This is a genomic window from uncultured Rikenella sp. (genome assembly GCF_910579375.1).
Classification (GTDB): Bacteria; Bacteroidota; Bacteroidia; order Bacteroidales; family Rikenellaceae; genus Rikenella.
This window is the reverse complement of sequence record NZ_CAJTUJ010000015.1, coordinates 13,773-30,338: the sequence shown is the minus strand read 5'-3', so window position 1 is coordinate 30,338 and position 16,566 is coordinate 13,773. Positions and strand designations below refer to the sequence as shown.

Below are 16,566 nucleotides of genomic sequence, written 5' to 3'. Positions count from 1 at the left end.
TTAAGCGCGCCGCGCCGGAAAACCACAGCCCAACGAAACAAGGCGGAGAGAACCCGTGGTCGTCCCACCGGGACGACCTCTGCAAAAGTTCTTTGGGTACCTTTCTTGAAAGAAAGGTACGGTTCCAGCAGGGTAGACACAGCAACCGAATGGTTTATTTAACCTCCCATGTTTCGCCGCTGTGCAGCAGCTGATCCATGTTGAAAATCTTGGCCCGCATCCGAACCTCGATCAACTGATCCCGCACTTGGTCGTCATACGTATGGTCTTTCACCGCCCGGATCACCCCGAGAGCCACCGGCATATCCGGCGCTTTCATGTTCACCAGCATCATGTGAATCCCCGGATTCGGCTCATGCGCATTGTGCACCAAGATATCCGCCCGGGTAATCCCGTTTTCGCCGATCTTCACGACTTTTAACTTCAGGCCGTCCAAAATCAGCCCCTTGTCCCGATTCTTCCCGAAAATCATCGGCTCACCGTGACGGAGTACAATCGTGCTGTCCTCCCGCACCTCCTTATTCAGGAAAGCGTCGTAAGCCTTATCGTTGAAAATCACGCAATTTTGCAAAATCTCCACCACCGAAGCGCCATCGTTTTTCGCCGCAGCCACCAGACAGTCTTTCGTCAGATTGACATCCACGTCGATCGTCCGCGCAAAGAACGTCCCCCGCGCACCCAGTACGATCTCACCCGGCGAAAACGGGTGTTCCACCGTGCCATACGGCGAAGTCTTCGTCACCTTTCCCAGCGGCGACGTCGGCGAATATTGCCCCTTCGTCAAACCGTATATCTGGTTGTTGAAGAGCATGATATTGATGTCGATGTTCCGACGGATGGCGTGAATGAAGTGGTTCCCGCCGATCGCCAGCGCATCGCCGTCTCCCGTCACCTCCCATACCGATAACGTCGGATTCGCCACCTTCACCCCCGTGGCAATCGCCGCCGCCCGCCCGTGAATCCCGTGGAACCCATAGGTGTGCACATAATACGGAAACCGCGACGAACAGCCGATCCCCGAAACGAACGTAAACCGCTGATGCTGATAATTAAGCTCTTCGGCCACCTCCGGCAACGCTTTGGTCACCGCGTTCAGAATAAAGTGGTTGCCGCAACCCGGACACCATTTGACCTCCTGGTCGCTTTTGAAATCCTGTGGAGTATATCGTACCATGATCTTTTACTGCTGTTTCGAACGCGCTAAGCGCGGGTGAGTAATGTGTCGAAATGGTCGGTCAGTTCGACTACCGTGAACGGTAGCCCCTGCACCTTGTTGTACTGTTGGAAATCGATATGGGGGAAATTCATCCGCAGGTAGTTGGCGAATTGTCCCATGTTCAATTCGCAGACGACGATCTGCTTGAATTTCGAAAAAATCCCCTCCGTCCCTTTCGGGAGCGGATTGATGTAGCTGAAATGGCAGTGCGAGACGCTTTTACCCTCGGCCCGCATGGCATCCACCGCCGTGCGAAGCTGTCCATAAGTACCGCCCCAGCCGACCACCAGCAGGTCGCCGCCGGTCGAATCGCCGTACACCTCCTGTTCCGGGATGTAGTTGGCCACGCGAGCCACTTTTTCCGCCCGCAACTCCACCATTCGCTGGTGGTTTTGCGGGTCGTGCGACAAGCAGCCGATGCAGTCCTGTTTTTCCAACCCGCCCAATCGGTGTTCGCACCCCGGCGATCCCGGTAAAGCCCAGCTCCGGGCCAGACGCTCCGGATCGCGCACATAAGGCAGAAAACCGCCCTCCGGACGCTCCGTCACCACCGGCGGTTTGATCTCCGGATAGTCGTTCATCGACGGAATGCGCCACGCTTCCGATCCATTGGCGATATAGCCGTCCGAGAGCAGGATAACCGGCGTCATATGCTCCATCGCGATTTTGGCCGCCATAAAAGCCGCATCGAAACACCCCGACGGAGTGCAAGCCGACATGACGACCAGCGGGCACTCTCCGTTCCGCCCCCACAACGCCTGATAGAGATCGGCCTGCTCGGTCTTGGTCGGCAGCCCTGTCGAAGGTCCGCCCCGCTGTACATCGACCACGACCAACGGCAGTTCGGTCATCACCGCCAGCCCGAGCGCTTCGCTCTTGAGCGAGAGCCCCGGCCCCGAGGTCGTGGTGACAGCCATATTCCCGGCGAACGAAGCCCCGATGGCCGTACAAATCCCGGCAATCTCGTCTTCCACCTGCAACGTCTTCACTCCGAGGTCTTTCCGTTTGGCGAGTTCTTCCAGAATAGCGGTCGCCGGGGTGATCGGATAAGAGCCGCAAAAGAGCGGCCGCCCCGACTTTTCAGACGCCGCGATCAACCCCCAAGCCGTCGCCTGATTCCCCGCGATCGTCCGATAGGTTCCTTTGGGCAACTCCGCCGCCGGCACCTGATAGGTGGTGGTGAAGATATGGGTATTGGCGGCATAATTATAGCCTGCCTTCAAAGCGAGCAAATTGGCCTCCGCCACCGCCGGTTTTTTCGCGAATTTGCGGCGGAGATAATTTTCGGTATGCTCCAGAGGCATGTCGTAAAGGCAATAACAGATCCCCAGAGCAAACATGTTTTTACACTTGTTCGCCGCTTTGGTGTCGAGCCCGGTCTGTGCCAGCGCCTCCTTGGTCATCGACGAGATCGGCGCACGGATGATGTTGTAATCCGCAATCCCCAGCTCTTCGAACGGATCGAGCGTCTGGAAACCGGCCCTTTTCACAGCCGCCTCGGTCAGGCTGTCGGCGTCCACGATCACCGTGGCGCCTTTTTTCAGCCACTTGCGATTGGCGCGCAACGCCACGGCGTTCATCGCGACGAGCAGGTCGCAGTAGTCGCCCGAGGTCAATACTTTTTCGCTTCCTATATGTACCTGGAAACCGGAGACTCCGGCCATCGTCCCCTGCGGAGCCCGAATTTCGGCCGGATAGTCGGGAAACGTGGCGATGCTGTTCCCCCCGAGGGCCGAGGTGTCGCTGAAGAGCGTTCCGGTCAGCTGCATACCGTCACCCGAGTCGCCTGAGAACCGGATGACTACGTCTTTTGTCTGCTGCATACTATGTTTGGGTAGGTATTTACCGGAACAAATATTGTCATTTTTTTGCAGATACAACAGCCTTCTCGACATAAAAAATCGTCTCCACCACTCAATTCGGAGGTGGAGACGATATATGAAGTCTTTCAAAAAAGAGGTCTTATTCGTGGTTGGAGTAGTATTTCATGAATTGCGTCCGTTCGTACAGCATCGGATCGGCTATATTCTTGGCATTCATTCGCCCGGTCACGTCGCGCAAGGTCTGGAATTCGTGCCGTTTCATCCAGTCGCAGATAAAGGCATTCATCTCGCCGATCACTTGCAGTCCGTTTTCATACGCCGTGCTGGCGATTTCGACAGCCGACGCCCCAGCCAGCAGCGCCTTCACCGCATCGGTTCCCGAGTGTACGCCGGTAGAGACCGCCACGTCGATCAGCGGCAGCGAGCCGTTTACCAAAGCCGTCCACCGCAAGGCATTCGACAGTTCGGACGGATGGCTGAATATGTCCCCCGCCTTGACTGCCATCTTTTCGATGTCGATATCCGTGGGATAGAACCGGTTGAAGAGTACGACCCCCTTCACATTCCGATAATAGATCTCCCGCACGATCGCCAGCGGATTGGTAAATCCGGCTCCCAGCTTGACCGACAGCGGGATGGAGATCGCCTCCTTCACCCGTGCGATGATGTTCAGGTAATTTCGTTCGATCTCGTCCGAAGAGGTCTCTTTGTCGGTCGGCAGGAGGAAAATATTGAGTTCCAGCGCATCCGCCCCCGCCGCCTCGATCACTCGGGCATAGTCGACCCACTCGCCGATCCCCCGGCAGTTGATGCTGGCGATAATCGGAATGGAGCACTGCTGTTTGGCATCTTCGATCAGCTTGAGATACAGTCCCAAACTGTTCTCCTGCACGTAAGTCCGCACATAATCCGCAGCCTCCGGATAGTCGCTGTAGCTATCCACATGGGCCACTTCGTTCATAATCTGCTCTTCGAAAATCGACTTGAGCACGACCGCTCCCGCTCCTGCCATTTCGGCATCTTTGATCCGTTGGAGCGTCGAGGTCAGTCCCGAGCTGCTCAGAATCACCGGGCTGTTCAGTTCCAACCCCAGATATTTCGTTTTGATTCGGTTCATAATATAAATTAGGTAGGTTATTCTGTTTACTATTTTCGGTCTCCGAAGATGCTGCTTCCCACGCGGATCATCGTCGCCCCCTCCCGGATCGCCGTCGGGTAGTCGCCCGACATGCCCATCGACAAGGTGTCGATCTGCGGCAGGTATCTCTCTTTGAAGCTTGTAAAAACGCTATGTAATCTCGCGAATTCACGTTTCACCTGCGCCGTATCTTCCGTCAGCGAAGCCATCCCCATCAGCCCCCGGATCCGGATGTTCCGGAGTCCGGTCAGAGAACCGTCTTGCAAAAAATGTTCCAATTCGGAGGCATCCCAGCCGAATTTCGTCTCTTCGCGAGCGATATGCACCTCCAACAACACATCGATCACCCGTCCCGCCTTAGCCGCCTCGCGGTCGATCGCCTCGGCCAGCCGCCACGAGTCCACCGAATGGATCAACGACACGAACGGCACGATGTACTTGACTTTATTGGTCTGCAAATGGCCGATCATGTGCCACTCGATATCCCGGGGCAGTGTCTCGTATTTGGCCACCATCTCCTGCGGGCGGCTCTCTCCGAAGATACGTTGTCCGGCGTCGTACGCCTCCCGCACGGCCTCCGCCGGATGGAATTTCGACACCGCCACCAGAGTGACCGTTTCGGGCAAAGCGGCCCTTATGTGCGCCAGATTTTCGGCAATCGTTCCCATAGATTCGATTTTTCCGTATATTTGTCATTCCCGCGTCCGTGTCGACGCGGACACGACAGTCAAAACAAATTTACTGCATACCGATGAAGAAAACAAAACTTTTCGCGGCTTTGCTGGCCGGAGCTCTGCTGAGCGGCGGCCCGAGCGCGATGGCATGCACCAACATTCTGGTGACCAAAGGGGCTTCGAAGACAGGTTCGACGATGATTAGCTACTCGGCCGACTCGCATACGCTGTACGGCGAACTTTACTATCGTCCGGCGGCGGACTATCCGGCCGGGACGATGATGAAGGTCTACGAATGGGACTCGGGCAAACTGCTGGGCGAGATTCCGCAGGCGGCCCACACCTATTCGGTGGTGGGGAATATGAACGAGCACCAGCTTTTGATTGGCGAGAGTACTTGGGGCGGCTTGCATCAGCTGGTCGACACGACAGGGATTATCGACTACGGTTCGTTGATGTATATCGCATTGCAGCGGTGTCGGACGGCGCGCGAGGCGGTCGAGTTCATGACGAAACTGGTAGCGGAGTACGGCTATGCCTCGTCGGGCGAGTCGATCTCGGTGGCCGATCCGAACGAGGTGTGGGTGCTCGAAATCATCGGGAAGGGGACGAAGATCGTCGACGGCAAGAATGTGAACAAAGGGGCTGTGTGGGTGGCCCGGCGGATTCCGGACGGGATGATTTCGGCGCATGCCAATCAGGCGCGGATCACTACCTTTCCGCTGAACGACCCGGAAAACTGCATCTACTCGCCGGACGTGATCTCGTTTGCGCGCGAAGCGGGGCTGTACACCGGGAAAGATAAGGATTTCGACTTCGCGGCTGTCTATAACCCGTTCGACTACAGCGGGATGCGGGGCTGCGAGGGACGCGTGTGGAGCGTCTTCCGCCAGGTGACTGACGGGATGGACAAATACCTCGACCACGTGACGGGGCGGAACCCGAAAAACCGGCTGCCGCTGTGGGTGAAACCGAATCACAAACTGACCGTCAAGGATGTGGCGGAGTTCATGCGCAACCATTACGAAGGGACGGAGCTAGATATGACGTGCGATCCGGGAGCCGGCGCTTTCAAACTGCCGTACCGTTGGCGGCCGATGACCTTCAAGGTGGGCGACGAAGAGTTCTTCAACGAACGGGCCATTGCCACGCAGCAGACCGGCTGGTGGTATGTGGGCGAATGTCGCGGATGGCTGCCCGATCCGATCGGCGGGGTGCTCTGGTTCGGGGTGGACGATGCGGCCGGTTCGCCGCTGACGCCGTTCTACTGCGGTATCGACCGGATTCCGAACGCCTATGCGGTGGGGAACGGGAATATGACGACCTACTCGGAAACGTCGATGTTCTGGGTGGTGAATCGGGTCACCAATTTCGCTTATCAGCGGTATAACATCATCCAACCGGACGTGAAACGGGCGATGGATCGGTTCGAAAACCGCTGTTTCGCCGAACAGCCGGCGGTGGACGGCGCGGCGGAGATGCTCTACAAACAGAATCCGAAGCTGGCGATCGACTTCCTGACCGACTATTCGGTCAATACCGCTCAGCGGTTGTTCGATACGTGGGTGGCGCTGGATCGTTACCTGCTGGTGAAATACATCGACGGGAATGTCAAGAAGGAGGATGCCGAAGGGGTATTTACCGACAACGGCCAGGGGCGCGGCATTCCGGCCATGCCGGACTTCCCGGGCTACAGCGAGGAGTGGAAAGCGATGGTCAAAGAGGCGACAGGCGATCGCCTGAAGGTCGTGGAGGCAACCGGTAAAAAATAACGTATGACGGTACCCGACTATACGACATCCGACCCGCAGGCGGTCGTGGTGTACGACTACATCCCGGAGATTTCAGGCACGAAGCCTGAAATCTCCGTTGTCGTTTCGACTTATAACCAGCCGGAGTGGCTCGAAAAGGTTTTGTGGGGATATGAGGTGCAGAGCGAGAGTTGCGGGCGGTTCGAAGTGGTGATTGCCGACGACGGATCGGACGAACGGACACGACAGATGTTGGATCGGATGACTCCCCATTTGACCTTCCCGTTGCGCTACGTCTGGCAGACGGACACGGGATTTCGGAAGTGCCGCATCGTCAATCGGGGCATACTCGCCACACGGAGCGAGTATATCGTGGTGACGGACGGCGACTGTATTCCGCGGAGCGATTTTCTGGCGACCCATCTCCGATTGCGACGTCCCGGCTGTTTCCTGTCGGGCGGAGCGGTGAGGCTGCCGATGGAGCTCTCCCGGCTGATCGGCAAAGAGGATATCCTCACCGGACGCTGTTTCGATCGCGATTGGCTCAAAGAACACGGGCTGAAAAAATCGTTCCGAAACAACAAACTCACGACATCGGGCCGTTGGGCGGCTTTTTTGAATGCGGTGACACCGGCCGGGGCGACTTGGAACGGCGGGAACGCTTCGGGTTGGAAATCCGATTTGCTCCGTATCGGAGGTTATGACGAGCGGATGGAATACGGGGGTGAGGATCGGGAACTGGGCGAACGGCTGATGAATGCAGGCATCAAAGGGCGACAGGTGCGCTATTCGGCCGTGTTGCTGCATCTGGAACACGGACGGGGATATGTGTACGAAGAGGCGTGGGAGCGGAACCGGGCGATTCGAAAAGAGACGGCCCGTACGAAAAGCGTCTGGACATCTTACGGTTTTCCGAAAGAAGAATAAGTTATGAAGAGGAAACGCGATTTTACGGTAACTTTATTGGTTTCTACCTATAACAAACCGGATTATCTCCGTCAGACATTGTTGAGCGTAGCGCGCCAGACGGTGTTGCCAGACGAGGTGGTGGTTGCCGACGACGGTTCGACGGACGAAACCCGACAGTTGATCGAAGACATGCGGTCGATCGTTCCGGTTCCGATTCAGCATGTGTGGCATCCGGATACCGGATTTCGACTCAGCGAGATTCGGAACAAAGCTATCGCTGCCGCAAAAGGGGAATACATCCTACAAATCGACGGCGATGTCGTCCTAGAACGCCATTTCATGGCCGACCACCTCGATGTGGCGGAGCCGGGTGCTTTCGTGTGCGGAAGCCGGTTGTTACTGACTCCCCGGTATACGCAGAAAATCTTGGTCGACGGGATGAAGGTCAAATCCGGTTTTAGTTCTAAATTTGACCATATGTTGAATAATCTTCGAATAGGATGGCTCAGACGCTATATGGCCCCACGCTTTGCCAAAGGGCAGCCCGACCGACTCAGAGGGTGTAATATGGCATTTTGGAAAAGCGATTTGATAGCGGTTAACGGCTATAACGAAGATATGGCCAGCTGGGGAGGTGAAGATATCGAGATCGCATGGCGCCTCATATACTGCGGAGTACAGAAAAAAATGCTCAAATTCGGTGGTGTGATGTATCATTTATACCATCCGGAGGCTTCGAGAGATAAAGTTTCCATGCATAATGAAATAATCGATGCAGTCAAACGTGAACGCTCGGCCAGGTGTCTCAACGGTTTAGACAAGCATCTCCAATAATCCAGATTCGAAATCATGTTAGCCATTATCGGTCAGATCATCCGCCAGTTGCGCGAAGAGAACGGCATCACGATCGAAGAGCTCTCGGAACGGGCCGGAATCGATGCGGACAAGCTGGCGAAGATCGAAAACAATCAGGCCAACCCGTCGTTAGGTATATTGATTCGGCTTTCGCGCGCTATGGGGGCTAAGCTCGGCACCTTGTGGGGCGGGAAGGGAGAAGAGGAGCGCGCGGCCGTCGTGGCGCGGAAGAGCGAAGTGGAGAACCATCCCGCATTTGTCGGCAACGAAGCCGAACGGAGCGGCCATCTCGCTTTTTATGCCTTGGCTCAAGGGAAAGCCGACCGGCACATGGAGCCGCTGATCGTAGACGTTTTGCCGGGCCGGACGAACTCCGGAGCGACTGCGAAACTCCGCTCGGAGCATTCGGGCGAAGAGTTTCTGTACGTGCTAGACGGCGAAGTGACGCTCTACTACGGAGACGAAATCCATTGCTTGGAGGCTGGAGACAGTATCTATTACAACTCCGTGGTCCCTCATTTTCTGGTCAACGAGACCGCTGCACCGGCACGCGTGCTGGCTATGCTCTACACACCATATTAAAGACGATTGGGATATGATACGTCCGGTACGACCGGCCGAAGATGCGGCCGCCATCTGCGAAATATACAACCATTATGTAACCGATACGGTCGTGACCTTCGAGAACGAGGCGATCGCCCTGCCGGCCATGCGCAAGCGGATCGAGACTATTGCGGCGCGTTTTCCTTACCTCGTTTATGAGCAGGGGGGAAGAGTCCTGGGGTATTGTTATGCCGATACCTGGCGTACGCGCATAGCCTATGACCGGACGGTGGAGACGACCGTCTATCTGCACCGCGACTGGATGGGAAAGGGAATCGGCAGCCAGCTTTACGCCGAACTGCTCGGACGATTGCGGACGGCGGGCCTCCATGTGGCGGTGGCGAGCATTACGCTGCCCAATACGGCCAGTGTGGCTTTGCACGAACGGTTGGATTTTCGCAAAGTAGCCCATTTCACAGAGGTGGGGTGGAAGTTCGACAGATGGCTCGATGTCGGATTTTGGGAACTGATTCTTTGACTTTTGTAGGAAAATAATCGGGGCGACATTTCTTTTCAGAAAATGTCGCCCCGATTCGCATTTTATCTCCCTGCGGCCTACTCCGTCCGATCGTCGTACTGCTCCCGCAGCTGTTCCAACCGTTCGTGCATACGGGCCCGCACCTTCGCCAACTTCGGATCGTCGTACCGGTTATGCAACTCCGTCGGATCGGTTCTCAGGTCGTAGAGCTCCCACGTATCGATATCGTCGCCGTAGAAATGGATCAACTTGTAGCGATCCGTCCGCACACCATAATGCCGACGAACATGATGTTCGCCCGGGAACTCGTAATAGTGGTAGTAGATCGCGTCGCGCCAGCCCTTCGGCTTTTCGTCTTTCAGCAGCGGCACCAGCGAAACGCCTTGGATATCCTCCGGTACCGTCGCCCCGGCCAGCGTTAGGAAAGTCGGCGCATAGTCGATATTTTGCACCATCTCGCGAACGACCCGCCCGCGTTCGACCCCTTTCCAACAGTCCGGCAGCCGCATCAACAGCGGCGTGCGCAGCGACTCCTCGTACATGAACCGTTTGTCGAACCAGCCGTGTTCGCCCATGTAAAACCCCTGATCCGACGCATACACGATCAGCGTATTTTCGAGCAGCCCCTCTTTTTCCAGGTACTCCATCAACCGACCGATGTTGTCGTCCAGCGATTTGACACTCTTCAGATAATCCCGCATGTAGCGTTGGAACTTCCATCCCACCAGCTCCTTTCCCGATAGGCTGTCGGCCAGAAAACGGTCGATCAGAGGCTGGTAGACGCTGTCCCACTGCGCCCGTTGCTCCGGCGTCATCCGCGCCCGCTCGCCCCAGACGTAAGCCCCTTTGAGTGGCGTCAGGATCGTGCTGTCTAGCATCTTGAGGTCGTAGGTCAAGTCCATATCCTTGTCGATGCCCATCTCCTGGTCAGCCGCCGCCGGTCGTCCGGCATAGTCGTCCCAGAAAGTCTCCGGCACCGGGAAAGTCCGATCCTCGAACTCCGTCAGGTCGCACGTGTCGGACATCCATATCCGGTGTACCGCCTTGTGGTGCAGCATCAGACAGAACGGCTTCGACTTGTCGCGGTTTTCCAGATAGTCGATCCCTTTCTCCGTAATGATGTTGGTCACATAGCCGTGTTCGCGGTGCGTCCCTTCGGAGGTAATGAAGTCAGGATTGTAGTACGATCCTTGTCCCGGCAGTATCTCCCAATGGTCGAAACCGGTCGGGGTGCTGAACAGGTGCCATTTCCCGATCAAAGCGGTCTGATAGCCGTTCTGTTGCAACAGTTTCGGAAAAGTCTGCTGCGAACCGTCGAACGGCTGCCCCCCCTCGTTTTTGAGAAAACCGTTTTTGTGGCTGTGTTTCCCCGTCACCAGCACCGCCCGGCTGGGCCCGGAGATCGAGTTGGTTACGAAGCTGTTTCCGAACCGTACCCCCTCGCGGGCCAGCCGGTCGAGATTCGGCGTGCGGTTATAGCGACCGTCGTAACAGCTGATGGTCTGGAACGAGTGGTCGTCGGTCATGATGTAAATGATGTTCAGCGGTTTATCGCAAGCCGTGTCGGGCTTGTTTTTCGCCGAAGCTCCGAAAGCCGACAGACTCATCGGCACCAAAAGCAACGATTTATTCATCCGAATTTATGTTGTTTATTGATTGATTTTGAAACAGTAGAGGTTTCCGGAAAAATCCGCCACCCACAGCCCGTCTCCGCTCACCGCCGGCGAAGAGAAGATCGGCGCCCCGAGGTTCCGTTTCCACAGGAAACGACCGTTCTCGGCATTGACCCCGTACAGGTATCCGTCCGAAGCCCCGAACACCAGCGTTTCACCGATCAGCACCGGCGAGGTCTCTACCGAACTCTGAAAGTCCTGATAATAAGGAACCGTGTAGAACAAGGCCGGTCTTGTCAGGAAATTCCACACCGGTCGGAAACTCTTCCGGTCGAACGCGACGACCCCTTTGTCCGCCGTCCCGACGTAGACCATCCGATCCGTTACCACCGGCGCACAAGCCCCCTCGAATGTCATGCCCGACTGTACGGCACTTTTCAGGATATCACCCGACCGCGGATTGATCAAAAACAGCTCGTCGCGGCTGGCCAGATAGATATTCCCGTCGTAGATCGTCGCCGAACCATCGCGGAAACGGATCTTCGAGTCTTGTTTTTTCCACAGCAGCCGCCCGTCCTTCACATCGTGTGCAAACAGGCCGTTCCAGTGCGACGATACCAGAGCGATTCCCTCGCCCACGGTCGTCGTCGACTGCGTCCCTTCTCCGCCGCTCCACGCCTCGTTTTTCCAAAGCACCGAGCCATCTTTCACCCGCAGAGCCGCGAAATTTCCGCCCTGTCCCGCATAGACCACGCCGTTTACCACCGCCAAACCATGCAGGTTCTCCGGCAGGATATTCGATGTCAGCTTTTTGTCCCAAACCAGCTCTCCGCTCTCCCCGTCGATGGCATAGAGCCGCATCGAAGCGTCGCAGGCCAGCACCAGCCCGTCGCTGTAGACCATCGTATTCTTCACCGAATTGTCGGTTTTGAAGCGCCAGAGTTCCCGTCCGGTCGTCGCATCGTAAGCCACTACGGCACATTTTTTCAGGTTGTCGTCGTCGATCGTGGCCACGAACACCCGCCCGTCGCCCACCACCGGCGAAGTCATAAAGATATTTCCGCCCGCATTCTGCGACCAGACGCAGCGCGGCGCCGACGAAGCACCTCCTTCGGCTATCCCCTTATGGGGCGCCGTGCCGCCCAGATTGGCCCAATCCGCACCGACAGTCACAGCAACCGGTGCATCGGCCACCACGAAACTGCGGTGTTCCACCAGTCGGGTACCATCCGCAAAATCCGCCTCCGTGACCAGCTTTTGGGTCCCTTTCCGATGGCCGACAGCCAGCGCGCCGCTCCAGCCCCAGTCGGTCTGCGGCACCAGCGACACCCACCGGCCTCGTTTCGCTCCATCGACCCACGCTACCCGAACCGCCGTAGCCGGCGACGCAGTCCGATAGGCATTCACCCGCACCGGAATCGTACCGTTCACCGCCGCAAGCGTATCGTGCTGCGCCGGCAGCGCCAGGGTCAGCGTACCCGGAATATTCGTATATCGTGCCCGCGTCTTCTCCGACAGATTCCCCTCGGCATCCACGCTGATCACCCGGAAGCAGGCCGGGGAATGGTCGATCCCGCCCTTGTCCGGAGTCGATGCGCAATAGGTCATCACGCCGCCCGACTCCTTGGCATACTGGCTGTGCCAGTGTCCATAGATAAAGGCAACGAGGTTATGTCGCTTCATGTCGATGCTATCGCCCCCGGCGCGAATCACGAAGTCGTCGCCCGGAAACCAAAGATCGTGGTTGAACATGATGACCTTCTTATCCGGATCGGTCTGTGCCAGATCGTTTTTGATCCACTCCAGCACCTGCTTTTTGCTGTACGAAGGGGCATGGTCGCCGCCCAGCATCGGAAGCGCCAGAAAATGGACGTTACCGACCTCGAAAGAGTACCACGTCGGCCCGAATCGCTCTTCGAAATACTGTTCGCCGTAATCGCCTCGCACCAGATCGTGATTCCCGATCGTATAGTACATCGGTATACCCATCTGCCCGTTCCGCACGTTCGCGGCATGGAAATCGAGTCCCGGCATATAGCAAATATCGCCCGTGTGCATAATGAAAGCGGTCGAATTGGCCGCTGCATAGTCCTTCAGATCGTCGATCCACTCCTTCGGCGTCGGAGTCTCGGTGTCGGTGATCTGGATAAATTCGAATGCGCCGGTATGGCCGTTCCTCACCAGCCCGAAATCGTAACTTCCCGTCCCGGAAACGATTTTCAGGTAGTGCGTCTCGCCGGGTCGGTAACCCGACGGCGTCGTAACGGTTACAAAGCGGGCCTTCGGATCGTCGGGCAACTCGAACGAACCGTCGGCGGCGGTTTTGACCACCTCCCGACCGTTGCTGACCGATACACCGGCCATACCGCGCTCGGTGGCGTTACGCACGCCGTTTCCGTCGGCATCGTAGTAAACGGTTCCCCGTAGCTGTCCTGCTGCGAACAGCGGAGCACACAAAAGAGCTGTAATAAAAAGTTTTTTCATGGTTTTGGGTTAGTAAAATATCCGGAGCCAGGCTCCAAAATTTTTGCAAGTTACTAATTTACGGAACAATCGCCAAGGTGTGCGGGCGACTATCCGGAGGGAAGGATTCGGCAGCGAGGGGTCGATTTTGAGCCGGAATCATTTTTCCTCCATATCTTTGCTTTTGACGACGGTTCGAAGGTCTTTGTACAGAGCCGCCGCCCGAATTAAAAACCAACCCATTCATTTTATGAAACATACCCTGATTTTTTCTCTTTTATTCCTTTGCGGAACGACCTCTTTTGCCCGCCAGCAGACGGACGACTCGCCGTTGGGCGCCTATGAAGAGCTGACCGACACCCGGGCCCACGACGGTCGGGAGGTGTGGGAGCGGATGTCGGCTCCGGTTCGGCTGGGGTGGGGCAGCACCGATATCCGGTACGCGAAACAGGATCTCCCGACGGTTGAAAAGATCGGCCGGTTGCGGCTGAAAGCCTGGAAAGGCGAGCGGATCCATGCGCAGGCGGTGCTTTGGACGCGCGAGGTGTTGAAAGAGGTGAAAGTAACGGTGAGCGAGTTGCGAAACGGGTCGTCGGTGATTCCTTCGGAAGACGTGACGCCTCATTTCGTGCGCTATGTGATGACCGACGAGCTCAACAAAGACGGCAAGGGCGGTTGCGGACACCGGCCGAACAAGGCGGATTGGGACTCGTCGCTGGTGGCCGATGTGCTGGATATCAACAAAGTGCTCGATATCGAAGCCTGCACGACACGTCCGATCTGGTTGAGCCTGCGGGTTCCGACCGATGTCCGGGCGGGACGTTACAGAGGGACGCTGACCGTATCGGGAGCGAATTTCAAGCCGCTGAGCCTGCCTTTCGAAGTCGAGGTGCTGGCCCGGACGCTGCCCGAACCGAAAAAATGGGCGTTCCACCTCGATTTGTGGCAGAATCCGTATGCCGTCGCACGGTATTATCAGGTGCCGCTCTGGAGCCGGGCGCACTTCGATGCGATGCTTCCACTGATGCGGATGTTGGCCGATGCGGGACAGCGGGCGATTACGACCAGCATCATGTACAAACCGTGGAACGGACAGACGGAGGATCATTTCGACAGCATGATTACCCGGATCAAACGGATCGACGGCACGTGGAGCTACGACTATACGGTCTTCGACAAATGGGTCGAATTCATGATGAACGAGGTGGGAATCGATGAGATGATCAACTGCTACACGATGATTCCGTGGGATTTACGGTTCGACTATTACGACCAGGCGACCAACCGGGTGCAGTTTGTCGAGGCGAAACCGGGCGATGCGGCTTATACGGAGTACTGGGGAGTTTTTCTGAAGGATTTCGCCCGCCATTTGCGTGAAAAAGGGTGGTTCGAAAAGACGGCGATCTCGATGGACGAACGGCCCATGGAGGCGATGCGCGAAGCGATCAAGCTGATTCGGGAGACGGATCCGGAATTCAAAATCACGCTGGCCGGCAACTACCATCCGGAGATCGAGTCCGACCTCTACTACCTGAGTATTCCGTATGGTCAGCAGTTCCCGAAAGAGGTGAAGGCGGAACGCGAACGGAGGGGACAGATCAGTACCGTTTATACGTGTTGTACGGAGGCTTTCCCGAATACGTTCACCTTCTCGGCGCCGGCCGAAGCGGCGTGGACGGTGTTTCATGCCGTGGCCGGAGGATATGACGGGTATTTGCGTTGGGCGGTCAACAGCTGGACGGCCGATCCGTTGTGCGATTCGCGTTTCCGCAGCTGGGCGGCGGGCGACACCTACAGCATCTATCCGGGGCCGCGGAGCAGCATCCGTTTCGAACGTCTGGTGGAGGGGCTTCAGGATTGCGAAAAAATCGCCCGGTTGCGGGCGGAGTTAGGGGCCAGAGGGGCGACCGAAGAGCTCGACAAATTGAATCGGACGGTGGCCAAATTCACTCCGGAGGGTTTGGCGGCGAGCGGCCAATCGGCTACGGAGATGGTGGCGGAGTTGCACGCGTTATTGAATGCGTTATAATTCGCGTACTGAGCATATAAATAGAACGGCCTCGGAAAATTTTCCGAGGCCGTTCTTAATTTTCAATCTCCCAAGGCTTATTCTTCGATTTTTTTCACCTCTTCATCCACCGCCTTGGTCTCTTCTTTTTCCTGCGACACCGGAGCTTCGTGTCCTTCCAACGGAGCCCGCAAGGTGAAGTAACTGAAAATTTCCATCACACCATAGGCCAGAATCCAAGCTCCGATAAAGGTCATGAACCAAGAGGCCATATAGGTCGGTTGTGCGGCGGCGAAAATCCCGGCTACCATCAGCAAAATCGAAAAGAAAAAGTAGAACCCGGGTACTTTCACGCCGTTTTTCTTGATTTTGTACATCGAGACCAACTGATAGAGCCCCAAGAAAATCAAGAGTACGCCGAACAGAATCAGGAAGAGGTTCGTCCACAGCTCTGGACTGAGCAGTAACAGTGTCCCCCAAATCACGGCAATCGGAGCGGCAATCGGCAGGTATTTCCACCGGTCTGTCATCCCTTTGGTTCGTACCATGAAGCTGACGAATTGAACGACTCCGATTACGATGGCGACCACACCGATCAATTTAACGCCCCATTGTAGAATCCTGACGGACCAAACGATCATCACGAGTCCGACAATCATGGCTACAATACCCCACAAGAGAGCATTATAGGTTCTTATAGTCTTTTCCATTCTGATGTAAATTAAGTTTTATCCGAATTTCAACAAAAACCGCGCCAAGACTTGGTTATTCCGTGTCTACCCGCAGGGAACTGCCGCTTTCTTGTAAGAAAGCGGCGCAAAGAACTTTTGCAGAGGTCGTCCCGTTGGGCCGACCACGGGTTCTCTCCGCCTTGTTCGTTGGGCTGTGGTTTTCCGGCGCGGGCGCATTGGGGTAATACTCGCATTATAGCGCCCCGCCGAGAAAACCCAGCCCAACCAATCGGGCAGACACGGCCAGAGCATCCCACAGGGATGCGCTCGAAAGTTTTTTTGGTTCTTTTTGTTCACAACCGAC

13 protein-coding genes are annotated in these 16,566 nt (G+C 56.4%); 6 read left to right on the top strand and 7 right to left on the bottom strand.

Translation table 11 applies throughout. From position 1 onward, the window contains the following. Window positions 1–154 precede the first annotated feature (154 nt). The 4 genes from QZ302_RS02925 to QZ302_RS02910 form a co-directional block, all read right to left on the bottom strand. Window positions 155–1,174, bottom strand: a complete 1,020-nt coding sequence (locus QZ302_RS02925) for a 2-oxoacid:ferredoxin oxidoreductase subunit beta (RefSeq protein ID WP_294592287.1) — start codon at window positions 1,172–1,174, stop codon at window positions 155–157. 26 nt (window positions 1,175–1,200) lie between these two features. After that, window positions 1,201–3,039: a 2-oxoacid:acceptor oxidoreductase subunit alpha gene (locus QZ302_RS02920; RefSeq protein WP_294592283.1), complete on the bottom strand. Its 1,839-nt coding sequence runs from the start codon at window positions 3,037–3,039 to the stop codon at window positions 1,201–1,203. Window positions 3,040–3,178: 139 nt separating this feature from the next. After that, window positions 3,179–4,156 carry a dihydroorotate dehydrogenase-like protein gene (locus QZ302_RS02915; protein ID WP_294592280.1) on the bottom strand — a complete coding sequence of 326 codons (978 nt, stop codon included), beginning with the start codon at window positions 4,154–4,156 and terminating at the stop codon, window positions 3,179–3,181. A gap of 29 nt (window positions 4,157–4,185) precedes the next feature. Beyond that, a complete protein-coding gene (locus QZ302_RS02910; RefSeq protein WP_294592277.1) occupies window positions 4,186–4,845 on the bottom strand; it encodes a YggS family pyridoxal phosphate-dependent enzyme in 660 nt (219 codons plus the stop codon). Between the two features lie 83 nt (window positions 4,846–4,928). Between QZ302_RS02910 and QZ302_RS02905 the strand changes: the two genes are divergently transcribed. From QZ302_RS02905 to QZ302_RS02885, 5 genes are read left to right on the top strand one after another with little or no spacing between them, the layout of a single operon-like run. After that, on the top strand, window positions 4,929–6,623 hold the full coding sequence (locus tag QZ302_RS02905) for a C69 family dipeptidase (RefSeq protein WP_294592275.1): 1,695 nt from the start codon (window positions 4,929–4,931) through the stop codon (window positions 6,621–6,623). Between the two features lie 3 nt (window positions 6,624–6,626). Continuing rightward, window positions 6,627–7,529 carry a glycosyltransferase family 2 protein gene (locus tag QZ302_RS02900; protein ID WP_294592273.1) on the top strand — a complete coding sequence of 301 codons (903 nt, stop codon included), beginning with the start codon at window positions 6,627–6,629 and terminating at the stop codon, window positions 7,527–7,529. A 3-nt stretch (window positions 7,530–7,532) separates the two neighbouring features. Continuing rightward, the gene (locus tag QZ302_RS02895; protein ID WP_294592271.1) at window positions 7,533–8,345 is read left to right on the top strand and encodes a glycosyltransferase family 2 protein; all 813 of its coding nucleotides are present in this window, start codon (window positions 7,533–7,535) and stop codon (window positions 8,343–8,345) included. Between the two features lie 15 nt (window positions 8,346–8,360). Beyond that, window positions 8,361–8,948: a cupin domain-containing protein gene (locus QZ302_RS02890; protein WP_294592269.1), complete on the top strand. Its 588-nt coding sequence runs from the start codon at window positions 8,361–8,363 to the stop codon at window positions 8,946–8,948. 13 nt (window positions 8,949–8,961) lie between these two features. Next, window positions 8,962–9,447: a GNAT family N-acetyltransferase gene (locus tag QZ302_RS02885; protein WP_294592267.1), complete on the top strand. Its 486-nt coding sequence runs from the start codon at window positions 8,962–8,964 to the stop codon at window positions 9,445–9,447. 77 nt (window positions 9,448–9,524) lie between these two features. On the opposite strand, the gene QZ302_RS02880 is transcribed toward QZ302_RS02885, so the two are convergent. After that, entirely contained in the window at window positions 9,525–11,054 is a 1,530-nt protein-coding gene (locus QZ302_RS02880; RefSeq protein WP_294592289.1) for a sulfatase, read from the bottom strand. Window positions 11,055–11,096: 42 nt separating this feature from the next. Next, entirely contained in the window at window positions 11,097–13,544 is a 2,448-nt protein-coding gene (locus QZ302_RS02875) for a PQQ-binding-like beta-propeller repeat protein (protein ID WP_294592265.1), read from the bottom strand. A 229-nt stretch (window positions 13,545–13,773) separates the two neighbouring features. Between QZ302_RS02875 and QZ302_RS02870 the strand changes: the two genes are divergently transcribed. Further along, on the top strand, window positions 13,774–15,552 hold the full coding sequence (locus QZ302_RS02870; RefSeq protein ID WP_294592263.1) for a glycoside hydrolase domain-containing protein: 1,779 nt from the start codon (window positions 13,774–13,776) through the stop codon (window positions 15,550–15,552). A gap of 77 nt (window positions 15,553–15,629) precedes the next feature. Here QZ302_RS02870 and QZ302_RS02865 read toward each other — a convergent pair whose 3' ends face one another. Continuing rightward, a complete protein-coding gene (locus tag QZ302_RS02865) occupies window positions 15,630–16,241 on the bottom strand; it encodes a DUF308 domain-containing protein (RefSeq protein ID WP_294592261.1) in 612 nt (203 codons plus the stop codon). Window positions 16,242–16,566 lie beyond the last annotated feature (325 nt).